We start from the raw sequence: 22,770 nt of genomic DNA, 5'->3' as shown, positions 1-22,770 counted from the left end.
GGCGCGGGGCCCGGGCGCGGGAATATGGGGAGCAAAAATCTATTGCACTATTTTAAGCTTGCCACGCCACTACGCAAGAATTTAAGCAAAGTTAACTTATATCATGTCGGGATAATTACCCTTAATAAAAATCTCCCCCATCTCCCCATATTCCCCTCCTGGGAGGGGTTAGGGGTGGGTTCCCACCCTCCCCACACTTCCCACCCTCCCCACATTCCCCTCCTGGGAGGGGTTAGGGGTGGGTCCCACCCTCCCTCTAATTATGGGTATTCAACCTGACTTGATATTAGGGGTGATAATCCGTTAACCGAGAAATTAAAACTCCTCCATCCTGAGCTTAGGATAGAGGAGAGATAGGACTTAATTTCTGGCCAGACTTTCAAAGCCAGCCGTTAAAGATTCTTAACTGAACTGACTAGGGCTATTCTCACCGGAGCCTGTATCAAAGACTGGGGGATTACCAGTGATACTTAACTAGAGGGAATTTTGTGTAGGATTGATAGAAAAAGGGAATAGGGAACAGTAGTCAAGATATTGCATGATTACCCTGTCAACTGGAATGCGTACGCATAATTCCCCTGTCAACTGGAATGCGTACCCATGATTACCCTCTCAACAGTAATGCGATGCTCTGAAATAGCGGCAATTGCAGCAGCTGTAGCTAATCAGAACATTGCTTTTTTCATTTCTTTTCTTCAATCATCAACGGTTCTGATTTAGTAGTAAAACCGAAATAACAGTTGGAGTAATTGGAGACAGTGCCAGTTTATCAGCAGTTCTAAAGCTGACGGCAATAAAACCTTATTTTTCCATAGTTAACACTTTGCTAGTAAAGACAATTGAGAAATTGGTCTATGATCCTATTGTGAGTAAACTGTGCTGCTAATACTTTATAAGGGAGTATCAAGCCAGCGCCCAATCATAATTAGTGGGCAATAAGGGCGTGTTATAGATACTAGGTTCCCTAGAGCCTTAATGTAAAAATTAGAGGTAGCAAATTTAGGATGATGATCAAACTGGTACATATTCCTAGCCTTCTAGTTAGGATTCGCTTTGCAATTGCTCCCTTACTCCTTTTAGATGCCCTGGATCGTAACATCAGCTATTGGTTTATTATTGGTTATATCATTGCCGTACTGTCAGACATTTTTGATGGCATCATTGCTCGTCGATTAAAGGTTAGTACAGTCCAACTTCGTCAAGCAGATAGTTGGGCAGATATCTGTCTATACTTGTGCGTTGCCATTAGCACCTGCTTGGTATACCCCAAGGTTATCAAAGATTTCCAAATCCCTTTATTGTTAGCGATCGCTGCCCAAGTTACTTTGTTCACAATCAGTCTAATCAAGTTCAGAAAATTCCCTAGCTTCCATACCTACACTGCGAAAATATGGGGGTTAACGCTACTGGTGGCCACGGTGGTATTATTTGGTTTTGACTATGCTAAAACCCTGTGGTTAGCAATCGCCCTTTGTCTGCTCAATAGTTTAGAAGAGATTGGGATGACGTTGCTCTTGCCTGAGTGGCAATGTGATATTTTAAGCATCTTCCATGCATTCAACTTACGCCAAACCTTGATGGCAAAATCAAAAATTCAGGATAACATTGCCTGAAGAATAATATAGCAGTTCTCAGGACGAGTGAGGTAATTTAATCCTAGGTTTTAGGGAGCAGGAATCGTAAGTATTCAGCTATCAGCTATCAGCTATCAGCTATCAGCTATCAGCTATCAGCTATCAGCTAATGCGCACGCTACTTGAGGTGCTACAGATGGTGCTTTTGAATAAGCGATGCAGCAAGGGAACAGGGGAGGCAGTGCGGTCTTGGGGAGGCAGCGCGGTCTTGGGGGTTTCCCCCATGAGCGACTGCCGTGGTCTCCCCCATGAGCAACTGCCGTGGTTTCCCCCACTCGCTATTGCATCAAGACAACAGGTAAGCATTGGAATAATGCTGAGTTACCTTAGCTGACGGCTGACGGCTGACGGCTGACGGCTGACGGCTGACGGCTGAATGCTTACCAGGAATCTTCGGATCAGTCGTCGTTCCCTGCTCCCTACTCCCTACTCCCTACTCCCTACTCCCTAAAAACCTAACCTAATTGAAAACCGCTCTACTACTACGGCAAATCAATCCTTCTGATCCAAAATGTGTGTAAGAGTATGGATTATTCTGATCTGGCCACAGTTGCTGGCCTTTCTCAACTCCAATTTCTTTAACTACCTCTAACTTACCTTCATCGATCGCTTCATTAACTGCCCTAAAGACGCTTTCCCATGCTCCGTAATCATCAAAAATGATCAATGCATTCTTAAATCGCTTTAAACAGTTATCAATATCTTGTTTGATATACTCGTATTTGTGACGTGCATCTATTAAAACCACATCAGCAGGAAAGGTTAACTCATTCCAATCATAATTATACACATCAAATCTTTGGAATTTTACATTAAAATTAAAAATATTGTTTAGTCTTGCTACTCTCAGGTATCTATCGTTAACATCTAAACCTAGATATTGAGTGAAGTGATCGGCTAGGTGCTTTGCGGTTAAACCCTTGTAACATCCCACCTCTAATAAGCAATATTGTTTTTTCGGTAAAAATTGTTTGACATGATCACGGAATTGTTGGCTAACTGTCCAACAATCTGTTCTTTTATCTACAGGTAGGACTATATCCTGCCATGTATTCTGTATTCCATTGAATATCTCAAGCATAGGTTGTAAGTCTTGACAGTAATAAATAGTAAAGGGAACAGGGAGTAGGGAGTAGGGAGTAGGGAGTAGGGAATAGCGAACTTTGGCTCAAATAGGTATCCTATCTAATAAAATAACTGACGCCCCACACTTCCCACACTTCCCACACTTCCCACACGCCCTATTCCCTATTCCCTACCCCCAGGGCTGTCGCAGCACCTAAGTGCTTAAGCAAGGTGGCTTGGGGAAGTGGCCCAAGCAGATGACTCCAAGGCAAGACTTGCTCTGTTGACCAGTCGGTATAGACGTAGAAGTCTAGTTCAGGTAACTGTCCTCGCAATTGTTTAAAGGCACGGCGGAAACTGCCTAGGGAATCCCCATAATGCCTGGTTAGTTCTAATAGTTGGGATAAGCGACGATCCCCTCGGGAAATCAGTGCTTGAATGACTGACCAGTTGTAGCTTTCTGGTCGAAAGTCTATGGCTTGCGATCGCAATTTTTTCTGCAACAACTTGAGGCGCTTCTGGGCTTGGGGATTCAGGCCGAACCACTGAAAGGGTGTATGAGCTTTGGGAACAAAGGTGGAGCAACCGAGGGTTAAGCCTAGACCGGGGGCTGCTCTCTTAATCTGTTCCATCATCGCTACAGTTTCTTCAACATCTGCTATTTCCTCTCCCGGAATTCCTACCATCCCGTAGAGTTTCAGACGTTTTAATCCCCCTGCTTTAGCATTGACTGCTGCCTGGATAATTTGGTCATTGGTCAGCTTCTTATTAATAATCTCGCGCAACCGTTGTGAGCCACTTTCCACTGCAATCGTAATGGAACGGGTGTTACGTTTAGTTAGGGTTTGGGCTAGCTTTTCGGTAACTGTATTGGTTCGCACTGAAGCAATACTCAAGCGCACATGATCGTATTGTGGCTGATTTAGGTAATCTAACAACACATCAAACTCGGGATGCTGGGTTACTGATGCTCCCAGTAAGCCAATCCGGTCTGTTACCTTTAATCCCCTTTCTATAGCTGGAATCAACGAATCGATCGCGCTAGGGGTACGAAATGGTAAAGTGAGGTAACTGGCCAGACAGAAGCGACACATCTCTGGACAACTGCGCACCACTTCTACCATGTAGATGTTTTCCCAAGCCGCTTTTTCGGTGACCACTGTGGAAGCAGACAGGGTATTGCCCCGATAGGTCTGTTTAGATACGGTGGCAGGAATCTGATCAGATACTGGTTGAATGGATGCGATCGCACTCGTTAGCTCATGGTAGGTTACCTGATATAGACTGGGTATATAAACTCCAGGGACTTGGGCCAGATGCTGCAGTTGAGTATTACGTTCAGCAGTGCGAACCTCTTGATAGGCATCGATAAAATTATCTAGCAGAATTTCCCCATCTCCGAGCAAAATCACATCAAAGAAGTCAGCAAAGGGTTCTGGATTAGCCGTTAACACGGGACCGCCACCAAACACTAGGGGATGGCTAGAGTCTCGTTGTGCTGAGTATAGGGGTATCTCCAAAAATTCCAATCCCGCTAAGATATTGACATAATCCAATTCCCATGATATAGAATAACCTAGTAATTCTGGCTGTCTTGGTAATGGCTCATGGTAATCGGTAAAGAAGCGGCTGACCATTAGGTCAGGGCGCAATGCTAAAGATGCCCACACTATCTGATACCCAAGACTAGTAATACCGACGTTGTATTGATTAGGAAAGGCAAAGATAGTAGGAATGGCATTGGAGTCAGGAGTGGCTGGTGTAAACAGAAGACGTTCGGAGGAAAATACCACAGGGTTTAAAGAGGACGTAAAGGATTGAAGAATACCAAAGACTAAGGTTTATTTATTTATTTATAGCGTTTATCCCACTTATGAAGTACAGTCTTTTTTGACTAGGGATCCCCCCTAACCCCCCTTCTTAAGGGGGGGATATTATTCCCTTAAAACCATCTTTACTATTGCCTTTTGCATGGATGCCTTTTGCCTTAAAAGGTAGAGCCATGTCGCTCCAACGTTGCTGAGAATTGCTATATTCTCATTATGCTTTGGTCATCATTAGTAGTTCACCCTAGGCTTAACTACTAGTTAAAAATAACCAATCACAAATAGTAAGCATATGCGCTACTTGAGGTGCTACTTGAGGTGCCGTCAGCGGTCAGCCGTCAGCTTTCCGTAACAGAGATTAAACTTTTGCTTACCTGTTTTATTCAAAAGCTCTTCGGTGTAGCTTGCCCTATGCCCATAAGCTGATAGCTGATAGGTAAGCATATGCGCTACGCGCACGCGTGCGCGTTCAGCGGTCAGCCGTCAGCCGTCAGCTTATTTTATTCAAAAGCACCTCAAGTACCGTGGCCACAGACCTTTGGCTGATAGCTGATAACTGATAACTGATAACTGATAGCTGATAGCTGATAGCTGATAGCTGAATGCTTACGCTGATAGCTGATAGCTGAATGCTTACCTAGTACGTATAAATCCGGATTTTCTGCAAGCAGAAGGAAAAAAGTGACAGATTCACTAAATTTAAGATTTATAGCCCTAAAATAGACAACAAGTTATACGACAACATGTTATGGCTGCTTTTGTATTGCTAAGGAGTTGATGTGTCAATATTTTCCCCGAAGCCCCAAGATCGACATAGCCACCACCCTCCGAATCCCTCAAAGAAACTGGGGGAGAAATCGGATTTAAATGAGAGTGCTGTGTCTAATGATGGCAATAACCCCTCATCAAAGCCAAGACGGCGGAAGCGGTCGAGGGTAGTTGCCCAAACTCTAAACGGAATCAAGCGTGTATCTACTACGGTTATTAAACCGCTAATCGGACCAAAAGCAATCTATCGTCGCTCCTGGTTTTGGATCGGACTAGGGGTGGGTGGCAGTGCGATCGCATTGGGTTGGGGTTGGCAAAAGCTAGAAAGCTCTCTGCCAGATTCTACTAAGGATGTCTTGACCTATGTTCGAGATGGCACCATCACGATTAAAGCTGCAGACAGCACTATTATCCAGCAAATTGGGCCAGCTAGCCATGAGACCCTGAAGATTTGGGAAATACCCGAAACCCTGATTGAAGCCTTCATTGCTATTGAAGACCAACGCTTTAAAGAGCATAAAGGGGTAGATTCCCAGGGTATTCTCCGTGCTACTGTGGCTAACCTCAAAGCTGGGGGAGTAGTAGAAGGAGGTAGCACGATTACCCAGCAACTCGCTAGAATTGTCTACTTTGATCACGAACGCAGCATTGTACGGAAACTCAAAGAAATGCGCATGGCGCAGAAAATTGAGCAGGACTTGACCAAAGATCAAATCCTGGAGCGTTATTTAAACTTAGTCTATTTGGGTTCCGGTGCTTACGGCATTGCTGATGCGGCTTGGGTCTATTTTAGTAAACCCGTAAAAGACCTGACCTTGGGAGAAATGGCAACACTGGCGGGATTACCTCCAGCGCCTAGTGTTTACTCGCCATTGTTTGAGGGCAAAATCGATAGCTCTAGGCAAAAAGCAGCCAAAGAACGTCGTGATGTAGTATTGCAGCGGATGTTGGAAAATGGCTACATCTCCCAGGCTGAAGCCAACAAAGCCATGGCCGAGTCCCTGAGTATTAAGCCAAGCCAACCGAAGCGACTGGAGCGTAAAGCGTTCTATTTCACGGAATATATTCAACAAGAATTGCCCAAATACGTTTCCAAAGAAGTACTGGCTCAGAAAGGGCTGACTATTGAAACTACAATTAATTTAGAGTGGCAAGATGCTGCTGAAACTGCTGTCCAAAAGACCATGAAAACCTATGGTCGTTACCAGCGGTTTGGACAAGCTGCACTAGTTGCCGTCGATCCCCGCAATGGTCAGATCAAAGCTATGGTTGGGGGTAAGGATTTTAATGACCTAGATAGCAATAATTACCTCAATCGGGTCACCCAAGCTCAGCGTCAGCCTGGTTCTACATTCAAGACATTCGTGTATACCGCAGCATTAGCAACAGGGATGTCTCCCTATAAAGGCTACATGGATGCGGGATATATAGTAGATGGTTACGAACCTAAGAACTACAGTGAGAGATTCCGGGGTTCAATCTCAGTGCGGGATGCCCTGATTTCTTCGATAAATGTGGTAGCCGTCAAAACCCTAGTGGATGTGGGCTGGGACCCAATCATCAAACTGGCTCAAAAAATGGGGATTAAATCCAAACTCCATCCCACCTACTCCCTAGCCTTAGGAGCCTCTGAGGTAAACCTATTAGAACTCACCAATTCCTATGGCACCTTAGCCGCCCAAGGCATTCACCACGATGCTCATGGGATTCGCCGCATTATTGACCAGCACGGTAACGTGATTTACGACCACAAAGTCGAGGGTGAGCGAGCTATTGATGCAGAAACAGCAGCCATTGTGACCTGGATGCTCAGGGGTGTGGTTACCGGGGGTACTGGGACAGCGGCTCAAATTGGACGACCAGCAGTTGGCAAAACCGGCACTACGGATGATGCTCGTGACCTCTGGTTTGTGGGCTATATTCCCCAATTAGTAGCTGGGGTTTGGTTAGGTAATGATGATAACAAGCCTACCAGGGGGTCTAGTGCAACTGCTGCTGCCACCTGGCGTCGGTTTATGTTGGAGGTAATCGAAGACTTAGACCGTGAGTCCTTTACTGAGCGCCCCAGGAAGTTATCAGGTCGGGAAGCTACCATTGAAGCTCAGCCGATTAAACCCAAACGAGTTATTAACAAAAAATTTGTTCCCACTACCGTTACAGCTTCCACAACTCGGTCAAGGAGAAGAACTAGTTCAAGACGAGCTAGTTCAACCAGAAGAGCCAGTTCTACACGGCGGCGTAGTAGTCGGGTCAGGGTGTCTAGGAAGAACTCTCAACCCAAACGGTATTACCGTCGCAAAGCTACAACAACTAAACGGTCTTATCCCCGTAAAAGTACCACCAGACGCTATACGCCCAGAAACACTGCCCCGAGACGGTCAGCACCAGCAAAGCGCAGGTATGCACCAGCACCAGCAAGGCGCAGACCAGCACCAGCACGAGCAAGGCGCAGGCCAGCACCAGCACCCAGAGTTGCTCCCAAACCGGTGGCTCGTCCTAAGCCTCAACGCAAGCCAGCAGGAGGTCCGTTAGCTCCCCCAGCAGCTAGAAAGTAGCTATCGAATAAGCATTCAGCTATCAGCGGTCAGCGGTCAGCTTTGTGGCACAGGCTTCTAGCCTGTGAAGTAGCTCATAAGCTGATAGCTGATAGCTGATAGCTGATAGCTGATAGCTGATAGCTAAATACTGATAGCTAAATACTGATAGCTGATAGCTGATAGCTTACGGTATCGAAGCCATCAGGCTGGATGGTACCATAACGGAAATACGAGAAAATGTAAACCGGCTATGTATGTATTGATGGAAGCAGGCAGTTTTCCCTTGTGGTTTACCCTAGTGTATGTTGTGGGTTTTGTGGCAGCAGTTGTGATTGGCTCCATTGCCTGGTACAACTCTAAACGTCCTGCTGGTTGGGAAGGGTCAGAAACTCCTAATTGGGTACCAAAAATCGATGATCCAGAGGATAATTCTAAGGGAGACCAATCCTAACAGAAGTTAGTTTGGTTGGGAAAACCGGAAGATTTGACTGAAAAAGAACCGTGGCTTCAATAGCGTAAGCCACGGTTCTTTTTCAGCACTACTAGGGTAATCAGGCCACTGCTCAGAATTTGTTGGTATCTTAGAGATGTGCAACATTTAACCTGTACAAACCTACTCACAAGCAGATAGGACGATGGTATAGCATTAGTTAAAACTAATGGTTGTTGCCGACAAAGCAATGCCAAAAGCATTGCGCTAATTTTCTTAATGGAGGCTCTGCTGCCTACTCTCAAACCGCACTGTAACTTCACTCAGTCCATTATTTTACGTCGCTTAACTTACGACCAGCTGATCAGCTTTTAGTTCTTCGTTGGGCGGTAGTGTTCCCTTGTTAAACAAGTTACTAACTTATTTCATTATAAAATAATGGATAATGTTTGACAAGGTTTAGAGAGCTATAAGGCTAATAGTTGCACCTCTTACCAAATGACCATCATGACCAGAGCTGCTGAAACTAAGAAGAAAGGCAAGTCACTCCCGCCAACACTGATCATCAGGTTGGGAAAGTTTGTCTGGACAACTCTCTGGCAAATGATGATGTCGAAGCTGGCTCCACGGAATAATTCTGGAGAGTACATTCGCCCTGCCAGCGAGTTTAGGAATTTTATTGGGACAGAAGCAGAGAATCCTTACCAACCGGAAGCAGGACGCTACTGTCTTTATGTAGGACTAGGTTGTCCTTGGGCGCACCGCACTCTCGTGGTCAGGGCACTGAAGGGACTCAAAGACGCAATACCAGTATTTATTGCCTCTCCTTCTTCAAATCAGGGGATTTGGGTATTTAATGAGCAGCAAGAAGGCTGCGACACGCTTCCTGAGCTTTACGACCTGGCACAAACAGGCTACAACGGTCGTTGCACAGTTCCAGTGCTGTGGGATAAACAGAGCAAAACCATTGTCAACAATGAGAGTGCAGAAATTATCGTAATCCTGAACTCACAGTTCAATGAGTTCGCTACTAATCCTACCCTAGACCTTTATCCAGAGGAACTGAAGGAAACCATTGATGGGTGGAATGAGACTATCTACCACACCGTGAATAATGGAGTCTATCGCTGCGGGTTTGCCCAGACCCAAGAGGCTTATGAGAAAGCTTGCGATCAGCTATTCACAACCTTAGATAAGATTGATCGAGCCCTGGAGACCAGTAGATACCTGTGTGGGGATAGGGTAACCCTAGCAGATGTGCGTCTATTTACCACTCTGTTCCGTTTTGATGTGGTCTATTATGGTTTGTTCAAGTGCAACCGTTTCAGAATTCAGGACTACGATAACTTAGGCCCCTACCTGCGTGACTTGTATCAGCTTCCTGGAGTTGCTGATACTTGTAGCTTGGAGGATGTCAAGCGGGATTACTACGGAAATCTGTTCCCCCTCAATCCAGGTGGAATTATTCCCAGTGGTCCTGATTTGACTAGCCTCCTTAAACCTCATGGTCGGGAATCAGGAGTAGGGAGTAGGGAGTAGGGAGTAGGGAAGTTAGAAGTTAGAAGTTAGAATTTAGAATTTAGAATTTAGAATTTATAATTTAGAATCGGGAATCGGGAATCGGGAATCGGGAATCGGGAATCGGGAATAGCTAGATATTTCGTAGGGTGGGTTAGGCGCGGCCAGGATTTTGAGGGATTACCAATCAGTTTTTATCAGCGCCGTAACCCACCTTCTTCAAATTTTGCCCCTGACTGTTGGCAAGCACTATAGTATAGTCGCCATTAGTCTAAGAGTGAAGGGCTGAGTGCGATGGCCTTGGCCTTTGGGCCACGCTACGCGAACGCATCCAATTCAATAGGGTACCTAAATGAATTGTAATAATTTTTGTTCCCTACTCCCTACTCCCTACTCCCTATTCCCTATTCCCTGTTCCCTGTTCCCTGTTCCCTATTCCCTGTTCCCTTTTCTATTAAAAATAATTAAACCATTAACAATTCATCTTTAATGCTTAAAAGGATATAATTTTTTTACCGATTGCCGAGATAGAACAACAATCGTTAAAATTCCAATAAGTGTACCAAATGGTCTGAACCAGCAGAGTAGGCAAGCTATCATAAACGAAAACCAATAATTCTTGCTTTTTCTTAGCATATATCCAGAGATAATGATAGCAAAAGCAAAGATTTCTCCAAGGATGAAAAGTATGGCACCAGAAATGACTAGCAAATAGCCAGGCAAGTCCGATGACACATTTCGTGATAACTTAAACCACTCTGATAAATCTCCTGATAAGTCTGCAGGAATTGATTCACTTGCACCAATCATGAACAGACCAAAAGGAATATACAACATTAGTATAAACAGGGAGTAAAATCCGACAAATCCCCCAAACATGTAGTGAGTCCATGATAATATATTTAACTGCTTTTTAGGATTTCTCATAACTATAAATTAGTCGAATTCCCAAACTTCCCAAACTGTCCCAACTTAGCACACCTCCCATACTTCCCTTCAAGACTCTCTAGGTGAGCAAAAGCCTGAGTGTGAACTGGTGCATCTCGATTCAATGCCAAAAATTTTCCTAGTTTAACTCCCTCTGTCATCACAGAAAACTCAAGAACTGTTTTACCTTCACCATATTTCCTCGCTCGACCCTCAGGCTCAGGAGATTTTTCTAGTGCGATGCTCCTTTGGAGCCGCTACGCGAAAGCATTTTGTAGTAAGCATTTTGTAGGGTGGGCATTGCTTGAAACCAACTCCCAATCCTGCCGGAATTCACCGGAGCAATGCCCACCAACCAGTAAGCATTTTGTAGGGTGGGCATTGCTTGAAACCAACTCCCAATCCTGCCGGAATTTACCGGAGCAATGCCCACCAACCAGTAGTACGGATTTTGTAGGGTGGGCATTGCTTGAAACCAACTCCCAATCCTGCCGGAATTTACCGGAGCAATGCCCACCAACCAGTACGGATTTTGTAGGGTGGGCATTGCTTGAAACCAACTCCCAATCCTGCCGGAATTTACCGGAGCAATGCCCACCAACCAGTAAGCATTTTGTAGGGTGGGCATTGCTTGAAACCAACTCCCAATCCTGCCGGAATTTACCGGAGCAATGCCCACCAACCAGTAAGCATTTTGTAGGGTGGGCATTGCTTGAAACCAACTCCCAATCCTGCCGGAATTTACCGGAGCAATGCCCACCAACCAGTAAGCATTTTGTAGGGTGGGCATTGCTTGAAACCAACTCCCAATCCTGCCGGAATTTACCGGAGCAATGCCCACCAACCAGTAAGCATTTTGTAGGGTGGGCATTGCTTGAAACCAACTCCCAATCCTGCCGGAATTTACCGGAGCAATGCCCACCAACCAGTAAGCATTTTGTAGGGTGGGCATTGCTTGAAACCAACTCCCAATCCTGCCGGAATTTACCGGAGCAATGCCCACCAACCAGTAAGCATTTTGTAGGGTGGGCATTGCTTGAAACCAACTCCCAATCCTGCCGGAATTTACCGGAGCAATGCCCACCAACCAGTAAGCATTTTGTAGGGTGGGCATTGCTTGAAACCAACTCCCAATCCTGCCGGAATTTACCGGAGCAATGCCCACCAACCAGTAAGCATTTTGTAGGGTGGGCATTGCTTGAAACCAACTCCCAATCCTGCCGGAATTTACCGGAGCAATGCCCACCAACCAGTAAGCATTTTGTAGGGTGGGCATTGCTTGAAACCAACTCCCAATCCTGCCGGAATTTACCGGAGCAATGCCCACCAACCAGTAAGCATTTTGTAGGGTGGGCATTGCTTGAAACCAACTCCCAATCCTGCCGGAATTTACCGGAGCAATGCCCACCAACCAGTAAGCATTTTGTAGGGTGGGCATTGCTTGAAACCAACTCCCAATCCTGCCGGAATTTACCGGAGCAATGCCCACCAACCAGTAAGCATTTTGTAGGGTGGGCATTGCTTGAAACCAACTCCCAATCCTGCCGGAATTTACCGGAGCAATGCCCACCAACCAGTAAGCATTTTGTAGGGTGGGCATTGCTTGAAACCAACTCCCAATCCTGCCGGAATTTACCGGAGCAATGCCCACCAACCAGTAAGCATTTTGTAGGGTGGGCATTGCTTGAAACCAACTCCCAATCCTGCCGGAATTTACCGGAGCAATGCCCACCAACCAGTAAGCATTTTGTAGGGTGGGCATTGCTTGAAACCAACTCCCAATCCTGCCGGAATTTACCGGAGCAATGCCCACCAACCAGTAAGCATTTTGTAGGGTGGGCATTGCTTGAAACCAACTCCCAATCCTGCCGGAATTCACCGGAGCAATGCCCACCAACCAGGGTACCTATGGCCGGTTTCCAACTGCCAAACATTCCGGAATTCAAATCACTATTTGCCCACCCTACGATTGTCTAGATTGGCGGGCATTGCTCATTTCATTGATCGCTGTTCAATCATGGTCTTGATCCGCAATGCCCACCCTACGATTGTCTATATTGGTGGGCATTGCCCATGTCATTGATCGGTTTTCAATCATGATTAAGATCCGCAATGCCCACCCTACGATTCTGGTTGGGTATTGGTGGGCATTGCTACGATTGTCTAGATTGGTGGGCATTGCTCATTTCATTGATCGCTGTTCAATCATGGTCTTGATCCGCAATGCCCACCCTACGATTGTCTATATTGGTGGGCATTGCCCATGTCATTGATCGGTTTTCAATCATGATTAAGATCCGCAATGCCCACCCTACGATTCTGGTTGGGTATTGGTGGGCATTGCTACGATTGTCTAGATTGGTGGGCATTGCTCATTTCATTGATCGCTGTTCAATCATGGTCTTGATCCGCAATGCCCACCCTACGATTGTCTATATTGGTGGGCATTGCCCATGTCATTGATCGCTGTTCAATAATGATCTCAATCAGCAATGCCCACCCTACGATTCTCTAGGCCACCAACCGTTGATAATTCACTCACCAACCTTGGCTCCAATTTCCAAAAAATCTGGAAGTAATGGTTGTATGCCCCGGCAACAACAACCCCAATCGATCTGATACTGACCTGTTTCAACCCATCTGGTGAAACTCGAATACTCCCACTGATGAGGACAAGATACCAACCCATGCTTGACCGGATTGTAATGAATATAATCTAAAGCCTGTTGGAAGTCAGATTCATCTCGAATCACATGCTCCCAAAATCGGCGCTGCCAAACATTACTTTCTCTGTGTTTACGACGGGATGCCGATACATTCTGTGGCTTGAATTTTTTACCTCGTAGCGATCGCGTAAACAACACCTTAAACCGAGAAACCCGATAGGAATAAGCTGTATCCCCTGGCGGTAGAGTCCACAAAAAATGAAGATGGTCAGGTAAAACAACTGCACCAGTAATTTCAAAAGGTCTCTCAGTGCGAGTTTTAGCAAGTGCAGCACGCAAATGGGCAATAGTTTCGGGTTCGGAAAACAGAGGGGTGCGGTGGTAGGTTACCAGGGTCAGAAAAAAGGTTCCACCTGGGACATAGGCTCGACGATATTCGGGCATGGTTGTGGATTGGTGGGCATTGCCCATTTAATTTCTAGGTTAACTAATGTTGAGCTTCCTGAGCAAGACCCACCCTAGGATTCTTGTCTGGTTCAGCTTACGCTTTTGTAGGGTGGGCATTGCTTGAAACCAACCCCCAACCCTGGCAGAATTGATCTGAGCAATGCCCACCAACCAGGGTAGCCATGGCCTGAAACCAACCCTCAACCCTGTCCGAATTCACCGAACCTTTGCCCACCCAGAGATTTTTGGGTATTGGTGGGCATTGCCCATTTCATTTCTGGGCTAACAATTTTGTTTTAAATCAGCAATGCCCACCCTACAATTCTTCCGGAATTCACCTTAGCAATGCCCACCCTACGATTCTGGTTGGGTCTTGGTGGGCATTGCCCATTTCATTTCTGGGCTAACAATTTTGTTTTAAATCAGCAATGCCCACCCTACGATGTTTATATTAATAATCCAAAATTACCTAACAAAATTACTAATTTTTATTTTTAAAATCCCAAACTAGTCAATTTTATTAAATTGTAAATAAATATTAAATTTAAAAAAATACTCTTGACTTTTCCCAAGATATTAGTAATAATAAAAATGTCCGCTATTTCGATAAGATTCTTGGACAAAAAGCCGCGCTTATAGCTTGCCACCTGGAAGCGCGGCTTATATCCCCAAGCAAACACTATGTTTGAGGTAATTCCATGATGCCAAAAAAACGCTCGAATGATCATCTAATTAAGTGTCAGCGAGCCCTAGACCGCCTTGCCCAAATTGCCCAGAGCCAATCCACAAGCCCACTTTCAATGCCTCGTGCCATCACTGAGCGAGAGCGAATTTTGATCAATCTATACAGCAACTGCCGACTATCCATGACTCCCCGGGAGTTTTATTGGAAATGGCAAGTTAACCAAGAAGACATTGCTCAAATCTGCTGCCGCTCAACGTACGCTGTTAACAGTTGGCTCGCCCAAGGTTCTCGCTATAAATCTCCTTCTTCCGATTCCTTATACCATCTGGCCTTAATGGATTTTCTCTTGGAAAATTTTGAGGCAATTCCAAAAGAGTTATTGAATCAACTCTGCTCTAAGGTTGAAGGTTGAAAGTTATTTGGTTGTTCGCGTAGCGTGGCCAATAGGCCAAGGTTTTCTGTCAGAATGAAGAATGAAGAATGAAGAATGAAGAATGAAGAATGAAGTGCGATCGCATTTTGTAGGGTGGGCATTGCCGGTTTCCAACTCGCCCACCCTACGATTATCCTGAGCAATGCCCACCAACCAGGGTACCCATTGCTGGTTTCTAACCCCCAATCCTATCGGAATTTACTATTACTTTAGCCACCCAAAGATTTAAGGGTATTGGTGGGCATTGCCCATTTAATTCCTCGGGTTTCAATCATGATCTTTATCTCCAATGCCCACCCTACGATTCTAAATTCGCGCATTCCCAATTCTAAATTCGCCCATTCTAAATTCTAAATTCTTTAGAGCTTATTCACCCGAGATTGGGTTAACCCTTGAGCTTTTTTAGCAAATTTCTGATCAAACGTGTAAAACTCTGAACAATTCTGACTCAGGGCTAAATGAAAGGCATCAGCAAAATCTAAACCATTTTCATGCCATTGGATAACTTGAAGCATCAAGCTAGGGTTGGCAAGACGAACATTGGGTAAACCAAAAAGATTTCTCAACCCTTGACAGATAGCGGTGGGTTTGAACTTATAAGCAAAACGCAAAACCCATTCCGTTTCTAGAATTACCGTATCTGCAATAAAAACCTCTTGCTTCCTGAAAATTTCTACACTCTTGTTGAACTGTAACTGATCATCCTGAGTCAATAGCCGAACAACCACATTCGTATCAACAGCGATCATGCCACAACTCCTCTATCCCTTGCCGAATCGCCTCATCCATATCCTCAAGACTTTTAGGAGTGCCGTGATACTTTAAACAACCAGCCACTTGATTTAATAGTGTTTCTGGAAAAGGGTTTTTTGGTTTTAAAAGAATCCCATCTCCCGTATCAATTGCGATTAACTCAAGACCTGCTTCCCAGTGATGAGCATCTCGCAGAGACTTAGGAATAATAACTTGACCTTGACTCAACAATTTTGTCGTTTCCATAACCTAAGCATTCAGGGGTCAGCTGTCAGCCGTGAGCCTTTAGCCCACGCTACACCGAACAGCTTAACATAAACCTCCTTCCCGTATCGTGGCCAAGAGCCTAGCGTGGCCTTTGGCCAAGGCCAACGGCTGAATGCTTACAGTCACTCAGGGAACCCAGTGAGTACCGGAAGGAAATTGCGTACGCAAATACCTCTAGTTTAAGTTTGGTGATAAGAAGAGCGATCGCACTCCCGTCTCCCGATTCCCGATTCCCGATTCCCGATTCTACGATTCAACTACTACTGCCTCCGATGGCTGAGAGTTGTTTTCCGCTGTATCAGTTGCTTGGCCTAAGGTTTCTTCCAATACCTGAATTGCGCCACTAATGCGGAGTAAGGTTTCTCGTAGGTTGGCTTGTTTTGCTTCTAGTTCCGCTAGCATTTTTTGACCAGCTTCATATTCGGATTTTAGGGATTGTAACCGTTGTTCGAGTTTTTCTTTCATGGTTGATTTTAATCAGTAAGGAAAAGGTATTTCAAGGTAAAAATCGTGGTCAATAAACTATGGAGCTTGGGTATTGGTGGGCATTGCCCATGTAATTGCTCGGTGTTCAATCATGATCTTTATCAGCAATGCCCACCCTACAATTCTACTCAGCAATGCCCACCCTAGAATTGTTGTTGTTTGGTTAGGCTTTCAATCCCATCATTTTACCCTACCTCCAAATCTAGCTCAACTTAGTCATCTGAGACTAGTTGATTTAGTTGAAGTTCTAATTGATTGATCCGTTGTTCATAGTTGCTGCTCCTGTGAGCCATATCTTTGATAACTTCAACTAAGTACATACTGATTTTTCGGTAATTAATTGATTCAGGTAACCCCTCTTCGTTGTAGTAAACAAGTTTGTTGAGACCAATCTCGTTAAACTCCTCAGCAATGTATCCAATTTCCCAACGATTGGGATTGTTAGGTCGTGTATAAGTCTTGGGTTCTACTGTCAAAATTTTATAAAAATCGTCTTCCAGAGAAATGATATTTTCCTTCGATCTAGCGGAAGAATTGTCCTGATATAATTTTTTATTACTACTATTCCACTGTGCATTTTGATAATCACCATAAGGGACTGCACTAACAAATAAAGAACCAGAAATTTTCACATCCCCATCTTGTTCGACAGTGAGTTTGGCCTCATTATCTCGAATTTCTCCTTGCTGGCCATAGGTAATCTTGAATTGCTCGTCATCATCCATACCAACCATCCAGGAATTGCTTCCTGTGGTTTGGTTTTTGAATTGAACATAAGCCTCACCGCTATTTCCGGCTTCAAAGATGGCAGAGAGATCATAGTCGCGGGAAAATCTGGCGGCTACTTCATTATTGGGACTGATTACGTCTAGTTTGTAATCCGGATCACTTCTCCCAATACCAACATTACCATCTTTAATCACCATCTGGACTGTACCATTAGTACCAGCATTAAGTTCTCCATCGTTATGAGAGCCACCTTTGTACCAGGCAAAGTTTTTAGCGGTGCGAAAATACTGTGTACCACTCTGAACACCAATGCCATAGCTATTGCTCCATAGATTGATCATCTGCCTAACTTGGGAGCCAAAGCTAAGGGTATTAGAACCGCCGAGGCTGAAACTGTCGTTGAGGGTCAAACTTTCGAGGGTGGCATTGCCTGTGACAGTCAAATTCCCTTGTACTTTTAATTTCGATGAACCTGGATCTGTTGTACCAATACCAACGTTACCATCTTTAATCACCATTTGGACTGTGCCACCACCAGCATTAAGTTCGTTATTGTGATGAGAACCTCCTTTGTACCAGGCAAAGTTCTTATTGGTGCGAAAATACTGTGTACTGCTCTGAATACCAATGCCATAATCTTGGTTATACAAATTTATCATCTGCCTAGCTTGGGAGCCAAAACCAAGGGTATTAGAACCGCCTAGGCTGAAATTGTCGTTGAGGGTCAAACTTTCGAGGGTGGCATTGCCTGTGACAGTCAAATTCCCTTGTACTTTTAATTTCGATGAACCTGGATCACTTGTACCGATGCCAACATTACCATCTTTAATCACCATCTGGACTGTGCCACCACCAGCATTAAGTTCTCCATCGTTATGAGAGCCACCTTTGTACCAGGCAAAGTTTTTAGCGGTGCGAAAATACTGTGTACCACTCTGAACACCAATGCCATAGCTATTGCTCCATAGATTGATCATCTGCCTAACTTGGGAGCCAAAACCAAGGGTATTAGAACCGCCGAGGCTGAAACTGTCGTTGAGGGTCAAACTTTCGAGGGTGGCATTCCCTGTGACAGTCAAATTCCCTTGTACTTTTAACTTTGATGAACCTGGATCTGTTGTGCCGATACTAACATTACCTGCAAAGTAGTTATCTCTAGTACCTCCAAACCATGCAGAATTGTGTCTACTCCCAGTCCATCCATCATGCTCTACAAATAAACGAACTCCTTCCCCTTCGCTTCTGACTTGGAAGATAGGATCACCGCCAGGGGGATTGGATTGGACTCGATAGACTAAACCGGTTGCCCCTTGAGTACCGTCACCGCGATGATTGTTGCTGTTGGGAGCTTCCATCAGCAGAGTACGCTCACCAGAGGTGTTGCTGCTGAAGCTTAAACTTCCATTTACTGTGGTATCACCAGTAACACTCAAATCACCATCAATAACAACCAAACTACTGGCACTATTACCACCAGAACGCAGGGTCGGTCCAGTGATTGCACCATTACTCAAATTCCCACTAGGCAAACGCACTCCAGAATACTGGCGTACACTGAAATCAGGAGTGACAACACCACTGCGATTAATTGCCAGCCTTGCTAAAACAACTGAGTCTTCAGGCACATTTCCCAAGGCAGCAACTTGGATATTGGGTTTTTCGTGCCAGCGCCTAGCACCACTACTACCAACACCCCCCTCAGTGGAGTGATCTGATTGTTCTTCTTGATAAGAAATAACTAAGTCAACTTGCTGATCTCTGTAGCTACTGAGATCAATTGGCGGAGAGTTTGTACTCAAAATAATCTGACGACCTTGACTATCAAGAGCAGTACCAGGGGTAACAATCACCTGATTAGTACTAGTCTCAAGAGTCAAACCATCACACACTCCCGAAACCCTCAAGAATTGGTCTAAGCGGCGCTGTCGGTCAATATGATACTTCTGTTCATCAATAAAATCCTGGTCTTTTAAAAACTCACCATCGAAGTAGCGTACTCGCTTGTCAATGTAAAGATACTGAGTATAATCTGCCATGGTAATTTTCTTAGTTATTGTTTGTTTATAGTGGTTTGCGACTTGATTAGGTACATATTTTTGGTTTTTTAGGGAACAGGGAACAGGGAACAGGGAATAGGGAGTAGGGAGTAGGGAGTAGGGAGTAGGGAGTAGGGAGTAGGGAACAGGGAATCGGGAGTCGGGAATCGGGAGTCGGGAATCGGGAATCGGGATTAGCAACAATAACATTAAACTCCCCACACTCCCCATCTCCCTAATCTCCCCATCTCCCCATCTCCCCATCTCCCCATCTCCCCATCTCCCCATCTCCCCATCTCCCCACACACCCCACACCCCACAACCCACACCCCACACCCCACACCCCACTCCCTGAGTTACGATACATATCTACTGCCGAGTAATGTAGTAACCCCAACGATGATGCCTGGTTTACTATCAGTGGGCTCATTAATAATTTGCATACCGGGTAGTAACACTCGCAAAGCATAAAACGTGTGAGCAGGTTTTTCCTGATTCACAATTGCCTTCGCAATTTCTTCCTGACGTCCCAGCAGTTTAGGGTCTCGCTCGTTCAAGGTGATTGTCACCTGGAAGTAATGAGCAGGTTCTTCAAATTCGTAGATTTTGACCTCTTCTTGAGTGTAAAGTTCTAGCATTTGCTTCACTCCCGCCTTAGTGCCCCGTTGGCGATAGAGAGGGACAATATTGCTGATAAATCGGCGTTTAACCTCCTCGCTCCAATCATCTCGCAAACTTAACGCCACCCAACTGGCCAACCAAGGTAGAAACTCATTTGGTGCTATGTCTGACTCTACCGGTAAATCAGGATGATTATAGGGATTGAAGTAAGTAGGGATGCGGTCAATGTATTCTTCTAAAGCCCACTGATCAGGATTTGGATCGTCGTGAGAAGGGGGTAAGCCACTCATTACCCGCTCGAAAGCCAACAGAAACCGACCCACAAAAGGGTCTTCCTGAAAGTTAGCTGGTAGATAGTTTAGATAGGTACTTAGGTAGTTGGACATAAGCGCGTTTTTATCTAGGTTTTAAACACAGGAATTGTTGAAAAAGGGAATAGGGAATAGGGAATAGGGAATAGGGAATAGGGAATAGGGAATAGGGAATAGGGAATAGGGAATAGGGAATAGGGAATAGGGAATAGTTGCGTAGGGTGCGTTAGGGGCGGGCTCGCACTCATTTTCCGGCTCTTGGTCAGGGTTGGAACAGCCCGCCCCGTAACGCACCACCCGTTGAAAAAGGCAAGAGGCAAGAGGCAAAAGGCAAGAGGGGAAAGATATCAGTAGTGGGGAGATGGGGAGATGGGGCGGGGGCGCGGGAGATGGGGAGATGGGGAGATCCTGTTCCCTGTTCCCTGTTCCCTATTCCCTACTCCCTACTCCCTACTCCCTACTCCCTACTCCCTACTCCCTTACTAACTACTTAATTGCCATTCTTCAGCTATGTATTCCATGATTACTAAATTCATCTCTACATTAAAATTTACTAACTCATAGTCTCTGAGCTTAACTCTGATCAGTTCTTTTTGGATAAACTGACCAATTTCTTTCGGTTTACTGCGTTCCTCCCGCCAAGTTGCTAACTGAACTACTTTTGTACCTATAGCTGGAGTTTGACTAAGAGGTTCTTTAAGAGTAATTATACTACTGGAATGATCAACACTCTCAATTTCTCGATTTTCTGGGTTGCCATTAGTAGGAATGATGCGAACTGTATCCCCTGGTGCTAATTCTCTGACCTGATCTACGGAGAATTCCTGGTTAGAGATGGAGGTACTAATTTCAGAAGACAGGCAACAAACAACCATTGTCCCAACTCCATAAGCTTCATTTAAAGCTGAGGACAAGGTCAATAGTTTTAGTCCTGGCTCAATACTAATAATCGTATAGTATTCCTGATCACTATTGCTGGGGTCGATTTGAATAGTATCCCCTACAGCAAAATCGGTGGTATCTTTAACTGTAATCTGAGTCTGGGGTCTTGAGGTTGGCTCAGTTAAGATAGTAGTGGTTAGATCATGAGTATGGATCATGATATCTTCCACATAGTCCACCCCAGGAATTCGATCCAGTAATTGATACAATTCGGAAACATAAATACTCCTACCAAAAGGCCAACCCTGACCATCCCAATAAGACTGGGAATTAACTGGGTGGAAGAAAGCTTGTGCTTCTTGGTTTGCCTGGTCTTGAACCTGCTGGGCATTGCTCCCCGCAACTAGATAGAGTCGCGCCCAAACTCGCAAAGGAAGATAGTCTGGGGTAACTACATGATGGCGTACAGTCAGCAACCGCCGTTCATCCAAGAAAGACCATAAGCCTCGCAACAGTGAAGCACTGATATTGGGTTGATACCAACTGGCTCCTTGGATAGTTCCATGATTTTGGTTAGGAGTCTTATCATTAGCAATAGTACCAGACCCTTCATCCAAATTCCAATAACCAACTAATCCCTTTTCTGTCCCTTGGAGATACTCATTCATCTCCTGTTTAATTTCTGCCTCTAAGCGCACTCCTTGCCAAATCCGCAATTGAGTAATTGTGCCTTTGAAATTGCTTTGGTTACCTCCACCACCCAGATAAATAGATGAAGTATTAATTGTATTATCTGAATTTGTATCTTCAGTAAAGCCTTCTAAGGCTCCATCAAGATATAAGTACAGCGTTGAACTATCTTTTACAAGAGCAACGTGATGAAAATTGTCATCATTAATGGCTTTGGTAGAACTAATGGTAGCATAATTCGTACCATCACTTCTAGTTACCTGTATTTTACCCGATTGGTTTTCATATCTAATTCCATAAGGAAAACCCCCAGAACCACTACCTTTGTCTAGGATAAAATTATGGGTTTCTTGGGTTCTAGCTTGGACTTTATTTACCCTAACCCAAACTTCAATGGTAAAGTCTTGGTCGTTAGCAAAATTGAGTTGGTCTGAGTGAGGGATTTCCAGATAATCATCCTGGCCATCAAAGGAGAGCAAACTGTAGTTATCAGCCAACGTTTGAGGAACCACCAGCACGCTAATGTGTCCTGGGGCTGGTTCTTCCCTAGCAGTTAATTCAGTCAAAGCCAGATTCCGCTGAGAAACGCATTTTGCCCTAGTGATTACACCAAAAGGACCAAACGCTTTAGCTGTTGGTGTTTCCAGCCAGTCTTGTAGTACCAGCTGTTCAAAATCCTCACTACTAACTGCCCGATAACGTTGCCGCAAATCCACAATGGTTTGCTGCAGTGCTGCCTCCAAATCTCCTTCCAGCTGCCACTCCGGACCATTAAGCAGCTTCAGAAACATTTTTTGGTTTTCATCTGGAATCTGATTAGTCCGGTAAATCACCATCTCCGTCAACCAAGCCAACATCTCGATCAAGATGATGCCAGGGTCAGTAGGATTGTGGTCAGTCCAATCAGGATACTCTTTCGGTATTAGAGCAACAGCCTCTTCCAAGAGGTCAGCATAAGTACGGTCATCTAGGTTAGGTAGTGGTAGGGGCATTATGTTGAAGGTTGAAGGTTAATTGGTTGAAGGTTGAAGGTTAATTGGTTGAAGGTTGAAGGTTGAA

At 44.9% G+C, this 22,770-nt stretch carries 26 protein-coding genes; 8 read left to right on the top strand and 18 right to left on the bottom strand.

Going from position 1 to position 22,770, the window contains the following annotated elements; all coding sequences use genetic code 11:
• Positions 1–1,004: 1,004 nt before the first annotated feature.
• Entirely contained in the window at positions 1,005–1,613 is a 609-nt protein-coding gene (locus tag F6J90_RS16310) for a CDP-alcohol phosphatidyltransferase family protein (RefSeq protein WP_293095520.1), read from the top strand.
• A 116-nt stretch (positions 1,614–1,729) separates the two neighbouring features.
• Here F6J90_RS16310 and F6J90_RS16305 read toward each other — a convergent pair whose 3' ends face one another.
• The 3 genes from F6J90_RS16305 to F6J90_RS16295 all read right to left on the bottom strand — a co-directional run bounded on the left by F6J90_RS16305 (position 1,730) and on the right by F6J90_RS16295 (position 4,492).
• A complete protein-coding gene (locus tag F6J90_RS16305) occupies positions 1,730–1,909 on the bottom strand; it encodes a hypothetical protein (protein ID WP_293095517.1) in 180 nt (59 codons plus the stop codon).
• Positions 1,910–2,094: 185 nt separating this feature from the next.
• A complete protein-coding gene (locus F6J90_RS16300; protein WP_293095511.1) occupies positions 2,095–2,715 on the bottom strand; it encodes a class I SAM-dependent methyltransferase in 621 nt (206 codons plus the stop codon).
• Between the two features lie 160 nt (positions 2,716–2,875).
• The gene (locus F6J90_RS16295) at positions 2,876–4,492 is read right to left on the bottom strand and encodes a radical SAM protein (protein WP_293095508.1); all 1,617 of its coding nucleotides are present in this window, start codon (positions 4,490–4,492) and stop codon (positions 2,876–2,878) included.
• A gap of 812 nt (positions 4,493–5,304) precedes the next feature.
• Between F6J90_RS16295 and F6J90_RS16290 the strand changes: the two genes are divergently transcribed.
• The 4 genes from F6J90_RS16290 (at position 5,305) to F6J90_RS16275 (ending at position 10,268) form a co-directional block, all read left to right on the top strand.
• The gene (locus F6J90_RS16290) at positions 5,305–7,848 is read left to right on the top strand and encodes a penicillin-binding protein 1A (protein WP_293095505.1); all 2,544 of its coding nucleotides are present in this window, start codon (positions 5,305–5,307) and stop codon (positions 7,846–7,848) included.
• A gap of 244 nt (positions 7,849–8,092) precedes the next feature.
• Positions 8,093–8,281: a hypothetical protein gene (locus tag F6J90_RS16285; RefSeq protein WP_293095502.1), complete on the top strand. Its 189-nt coding sequence runs from the start codon at positions 8,093–8,095 to the stop codon at positions 8,279–8,281.
• Between the two features lie 486 nt (positions 8,282–8,767).
• Positions 8,768–9,799 (top strand): glutathione S-transferase family protein, encoded by a 1,032-nt coding sequence (locus F6J90_RS16280; protein WP_293095500.1) that lies wholly within the window; start codon positions 8,768–8,770, stop codon positions 9,797–9,799.
• A 331-nt stretch (positions 9,800–10,130) separates the two neighbouring features.
• Positions 10,131–10,268: a hypothetical protein gene (locus F6J90_RS16275; protein WP_293095497.1), complete on the top strand. Its 138-nt coding sequence runs from the start codon at positions 10,131–10,133 to the stop codon at positions 10,266–10,268.
• Here the strand turns inward: F6J90_RS16275 and F6J90_RS16270 are convergent.
• The 6 genes from F6J90_RS16270 to F6J90_RS16245 form a co-directional block, all read right to left on the bottom strand.
• Entirely contained in the window at positions 10,265–10,705 is a 441-nt protein-coding gene (locus F6J90_RS16270) for a hypothetical protein (RefSeq protein ID WP_293095494.1), read from the bottom strand. The genes F6J90_RS16275 and F6J90_RS16270 overlap by 4 nt on opposite strands.
• Before the next feature lie 2 nt (positions 10,706–10,707).
• Positions 10,708–10,869, bottom strand: a complete 162-nt coding sequence (locus tag F6J90_RS16265; RefSeq protein WP_293095492.1) for a hypothetical protein — start codon at positions 10,867–10,869, stop codon at positions 10,708–10,710.
• Positions 10,870–10,937: 68 nt separating this feature from the next.
• On the bottom strand, positions 10,938–12,599 hold the full coding sequence (locus F6J90_RS16260; protein WP_293095489.1) for a hypothetical protein: 1,662 nt from the start codon (positions 12,597–12,599) through the stop codon (positions 10,938–10,940).
• Between the two features lie 117 nt (positions 12,600–12,716).
• Positions 12,717–12,884 carry a hypothetical protein gene (locus F6J90_RS16255; RefSeq protein WP_293095486.1) on the bottom strand — a complete coding sequence of 56 codons (168 nt, stop codon included), beginning with the start codon at positions 12,882–12,884 and terminating at the stop codon, positions 12,717–12,719.
• 22 nt (positions 12,885–12,906) lie between these two features.
• Entirely contained in the window at positions 12,907–13,074 is a 168-nt protein-coding gene (locus F6J90_RS16250; protein ID WP_293095486.1) for a hypothetical protein, read from the bottom strand.
• Positions 13,075–13,239: 165 nt separating this feature from the next.
• On the bottom strand, positions 13,240–13,842 hold the full coding sequence (locus F6J90_RS16245) for a transposase (RefSeq protein WP_293095483.1): 603 nt from the start codon (positions 13,840–13,842) through the stop codon (positions 13,240–13,242).
• A gap of 136 nt (positions 13,843–13,978) precedes the next feature.
• On the opposite strand from F6J90_RS16245, the gene F6J90_RS16240 reads away from it, so the two are divergent.
• Together F6J90_RS16240 and F6J90_RS16235 are read left to right on the top strand one after the other, a co-directional pair.
• Positions 13,979–14,104, top strand: a complete 126-nt coding sequence (locus F6J90_RS16240) for a hypothetical protein (RefSeq protein ID WP_293095480.1) — start codon at positions 13,979–13,981, stop codon at positions 14,102–14,104.
• 412 nt (positions 14,105–14,516) lie between these two features.
• A complete protein-coding gene (locus F6J90_RS16235) occupies positions 14,517–14,915 on the top strand; it encodes a hypothetical protein (protein WP_293095477.1) in 399 nt (132 codons plus the stop codon).
• Here F6J90_RS16235 and F6J90_RS16230 read toward each other — a convergent pair.
• From F6J90_RS16230 to F6J90_RS16195, 8 genes are all read right to left on the bottom strand, one after another.
• Positions 14,888–15,037 (bottom strand): hypothetical protein, encoded by a 150-nt coding sequence (locus F6J90_RS16230; protein WP_293095475.1) that lies wholly within the window; start codon positions 15,035–15,037, stop codon positions 14,888–14,890. The genes F6J90_RS16235 and F6J90_RS16230 overlap by 28 nt on opposite strands.
• A gap of 258 nt (positions 15,038–15,295) precedes the next feature.
• The gene (locus F6J90_RS16225) at positions 15,296–15,685 is read right to left on the bottom strand and encodes a type II toxin-antitoxin system VapC family toxin (protein WP_293095472.1); all 390 of its coding nucleotides are present in this window, start codon (positions 15,683–15,685) and stop codon (positions 15,296–15,298) included.
• Positions 15,672–15,935, bottom strand: a complete 264-nt coding sequence (locus tag F6J90_RS16220) for an AbrB/MazE/SpoVT family DNA-binding domain-containing protein (protein ID WP_293095469.1) — start codon at positions 15,933–15,935, stop codon at positions 15,672–15,674. Before F6J90_RS16220 ends, F6J90_RS16225 begins: the two co-directional genes overlap by 14 nt.
• A gap of 267 nt (positions 15,936–16,202) precedes the next feature.
• Positions 16,203–16,421, bottom strand: coding sequence for a hypothetical protein (locus tag F6J90_RS16215; protein WP_293095467.1), 219 nt, complete (start codon positions 16,419–16,421; stop codon positions 16,203–16,205).
• Positions 16,422–16,654: 233 nt separating this feature from the next.
• Entirely contained in the window at positions 16,655–19,495 is a 2,841-nt protein-coding gene (locus F6J90_RS16210) for a tail fiber domain-containing protein (RefSeq protein WP_293095464.1), read from the bottom strand.
• A complete protein-coding gene (locus F6J90_RS16205) occupies positions 19,443–19,574 on the bottom strand; it encodes a hypothetical protein (protein WP_293095462.1) in 132 nt (43 codons plus the stop codon). The genes F6J90_RS16210 and F6J90_RS16205 overlap by 53 nt, the downstream gene beginning before the upstream one ends.
• Positions 19,564–20,214 carry a phage tail protein I gene (locus tag F6J90_RS16200; RefSeq protein ID WP_293095459.1) on the bottom strand — a complete coding sequence of 217 codons (651 nt, stop codon included), beginning with the start codon at positions 20,212–20,214 and terminating at the stop codon, positions 19,564–19,566. The genes F6J90_RS16205 and F6J90_RS16200 overlap by 11 nt, the downstream gene beginning before the upstream one ends.
• Before the next feature lie 14 nt (positions 20,215–20,228).
• Complete coding sequence (locus F6J90_RS16195) at positions 20,229–20,387, bottom strand: hypothetical protein (protein ID WP_293095456.1); 159 nt, start codon at positions 20,385–20,387, stop codon at positions 20,229–20,231.
• A 105-nt stretch (positions 20,388–20,492) separates the two neighbouring features.
• Between F6J90_RS16195 and F6J90_RS16190 the strand changes: the two genes are divergently transcribed.
• The gene (locus F6J90_RS16190) at positions 20,493–20,633 is read left to right on the top strand and encodes a hypothetical protein (RefSeq protein ID WP_293095453.1); all 141 of its coding nucleotides are present in this window, start codon (positions 20,493–20,495) and stop codon (positions 20,631–20,633) included.
• On the opposite strand, the gene F6J90_RS16185 is transcribed toward F6J90_RS16190, so the two are convergent.
• Positions 20,622–22,703: a LamG-like jellyroll fold domain-containing protein gene (locus F6J90_RS16185; RefSeq protein ID WP_293095450.1), complete on the bottom strand. Its 2,082-nt coding sequence runs from the start codon at positions 22,701–22,703 to the stop codon at positions 20,622–20,624. The two genes, F6J90_RS16190 and F6J90_RS16185, sit on opposite strands and share 12 nt — an antisense overlap.
• Positions 22,704–22,770: the final 67 nt, after the last annotated feature.

Source organism: Moorena sp. SIOASIH (assembly GCF_010671925.1).
Classification (GTDB): Bacteria; Cyanobacteriota; Cyanobacteriia; order Cyanobacteriales; family Coleofasciculaceae; genus Moorena.
Note: the sequence above shows the minus strand (reverse complement) of the source record. Positions and strands in the feature narration are given on the sequence as shown.

What these genes read in the sequence shown, in the direction of transcription:
- F6J90_RS16255 (WP_293095486.1), bottom strand. Translation starts at nt 12,884, where the DNA reads ATGCCCACCAATCTAGACAATCGTAGCAATGCCCACCAATACCCAACC.
- F6J90_RS16270 (WP_293095494.1), bottom strand. Translation starts at nt 10,705, where the DNA reads ATGAGAAATCCTAAAAAGCAGTTAAATATATTATCATGGACTCACTAC.
- F6J90_RS16220 (WP_293095469.1), bottom strand. Translation starts at nt 15,935, where the DNA reads ATGGAAACGACAAAATTGTTGAGTCAAGGTCAAGTTATTATTCCTAAG.
- F6J90_RS16200 (WP_293095459.1), bottom strand. Translation starts at nt 20,214, where the DNA reads ATGTCCAACTACCTAAGTACCTATCTAAACTATCTACCAGCTAACTTT.
- F6J90_RS16240 (WP_293095480.1), top strand. Translation starts at nt 13,979, where the DNA reads ATGCCCACCAACCAGGGTAGCCATGGCCTGAAACCAACCCTCAACCCT.
- F6J90_RS16210 (WP_293095464.1), bottom strand. Translation starts at nt 19,495, where the DNA reads ATGGGGAGATGGGGAGATGGGGAGATGGGGAGATGGGGAGATGGGGAG.
- F6J90_RS16285 (WP_293095502.1), top strand. Translation starts at nt 8,093, where the DNA reads ATGGAAGCAGGCAGTTTTCCCTTGTGGTTTACCCTAGTGTATGTTGTG.
- F6J90_RS16250 (WP_293095486.1), bottom strand. Translation starts at nt 13,074, where the DNA reads ATGCCCACCAATCTAGACAATCGTAGCAATGCCCACCAATACCCAACC.
- F6J90_RS16300 (WP_293095511.1), bottom strand. Translation starts at nt 2,715, where the DNA reads ATGCTTGAGATATTCAATGGAATACAGAATACATGGCAGGATATAGTC.
- F6J90_RS16275 (WP_293095497.1), top strand. Translation starts at nt 10,131, where the DNA reads ATGAATTGTAATAATTTTTGTTCCCTACTCCCTACTCCCTACTCCCTA.
- F6J90_RS16215 (WP_293095467.1), bottom strand. Translation starts at nt 16,421, where the DNA reads ATGAAAGAAAAACTCGAACAACGGTTACAATCCCTAAAATCCGAATAT.
- F6J90_RS16230 (WP_293095475.1), bottom strand. Translation starts at nt 15,037, where the DNA reads ATGCCCACCCTACAAAATGCGATCGCACTTCATTCTTCATTCTTCATT.
- F6J90_RS16245 (WP_293095483.1), bottom strand. Translation starts at nt 13,842, where the DNA reads ATGGGCAATGCCCACCAATCCACAACCATGCCCGAATATCGTCGAGCC.
- F6J90_RS16235 (WP_293095477.1), top strand. Translation starts at nt 14,517, where the DNA reads ATGATGCCAAAAAAACGCTCGAATGATCATCTAATTAAGTGTCAGCGA.
- F6J90_RS16195 (WP_293095456.1), bottom strand. Translation starts at nt 20,387, where the DNA reads ATGAGTGCGAGCCCGCCCCTAACGCACCCTACGCAACTATTCCCTATT.
- F6J90_RS16280 (WP_293095500.1), top strand. Translation starts at nt 8,768, where the DNA reads ATGACCAGAGCTGCTGAAACTAAGAAGAAAGGCAAGTCACTCCCGCCA.
- F6J90_RS16310 (WP_293095520.1), top strand. Translation starts at nt 1,005, where the DNA reads ATGATGATCAAACTGGTACATATTCCTAGCCTTCTAGTTAGGATTCGC.
- F6J90_RS16205 (WP_293095462.1), bottom strand. Translation starts at nt 19,574, where the DNA reads ATGTATCGTAACTCAGGGAGTGGGGTGTGGGGTGTGGGGTGTGGGTTG.
- F6J90_RS16225 (WP_293095472.1), bottom strand. Translation starts at nt 15,685, where the DNA reads ATGATCGCTGTTGATACGAATGTGGTTGTTCGGCTATTGACTCAGGAT.
- F6J90_RS16185 (WP_293095450.1), bottom strand. Translation starts at nt 22,703, where the DNA reads ATGCCCCTACCACTACCTAACCTAGATGACCGTACTTATGCTGACCTC.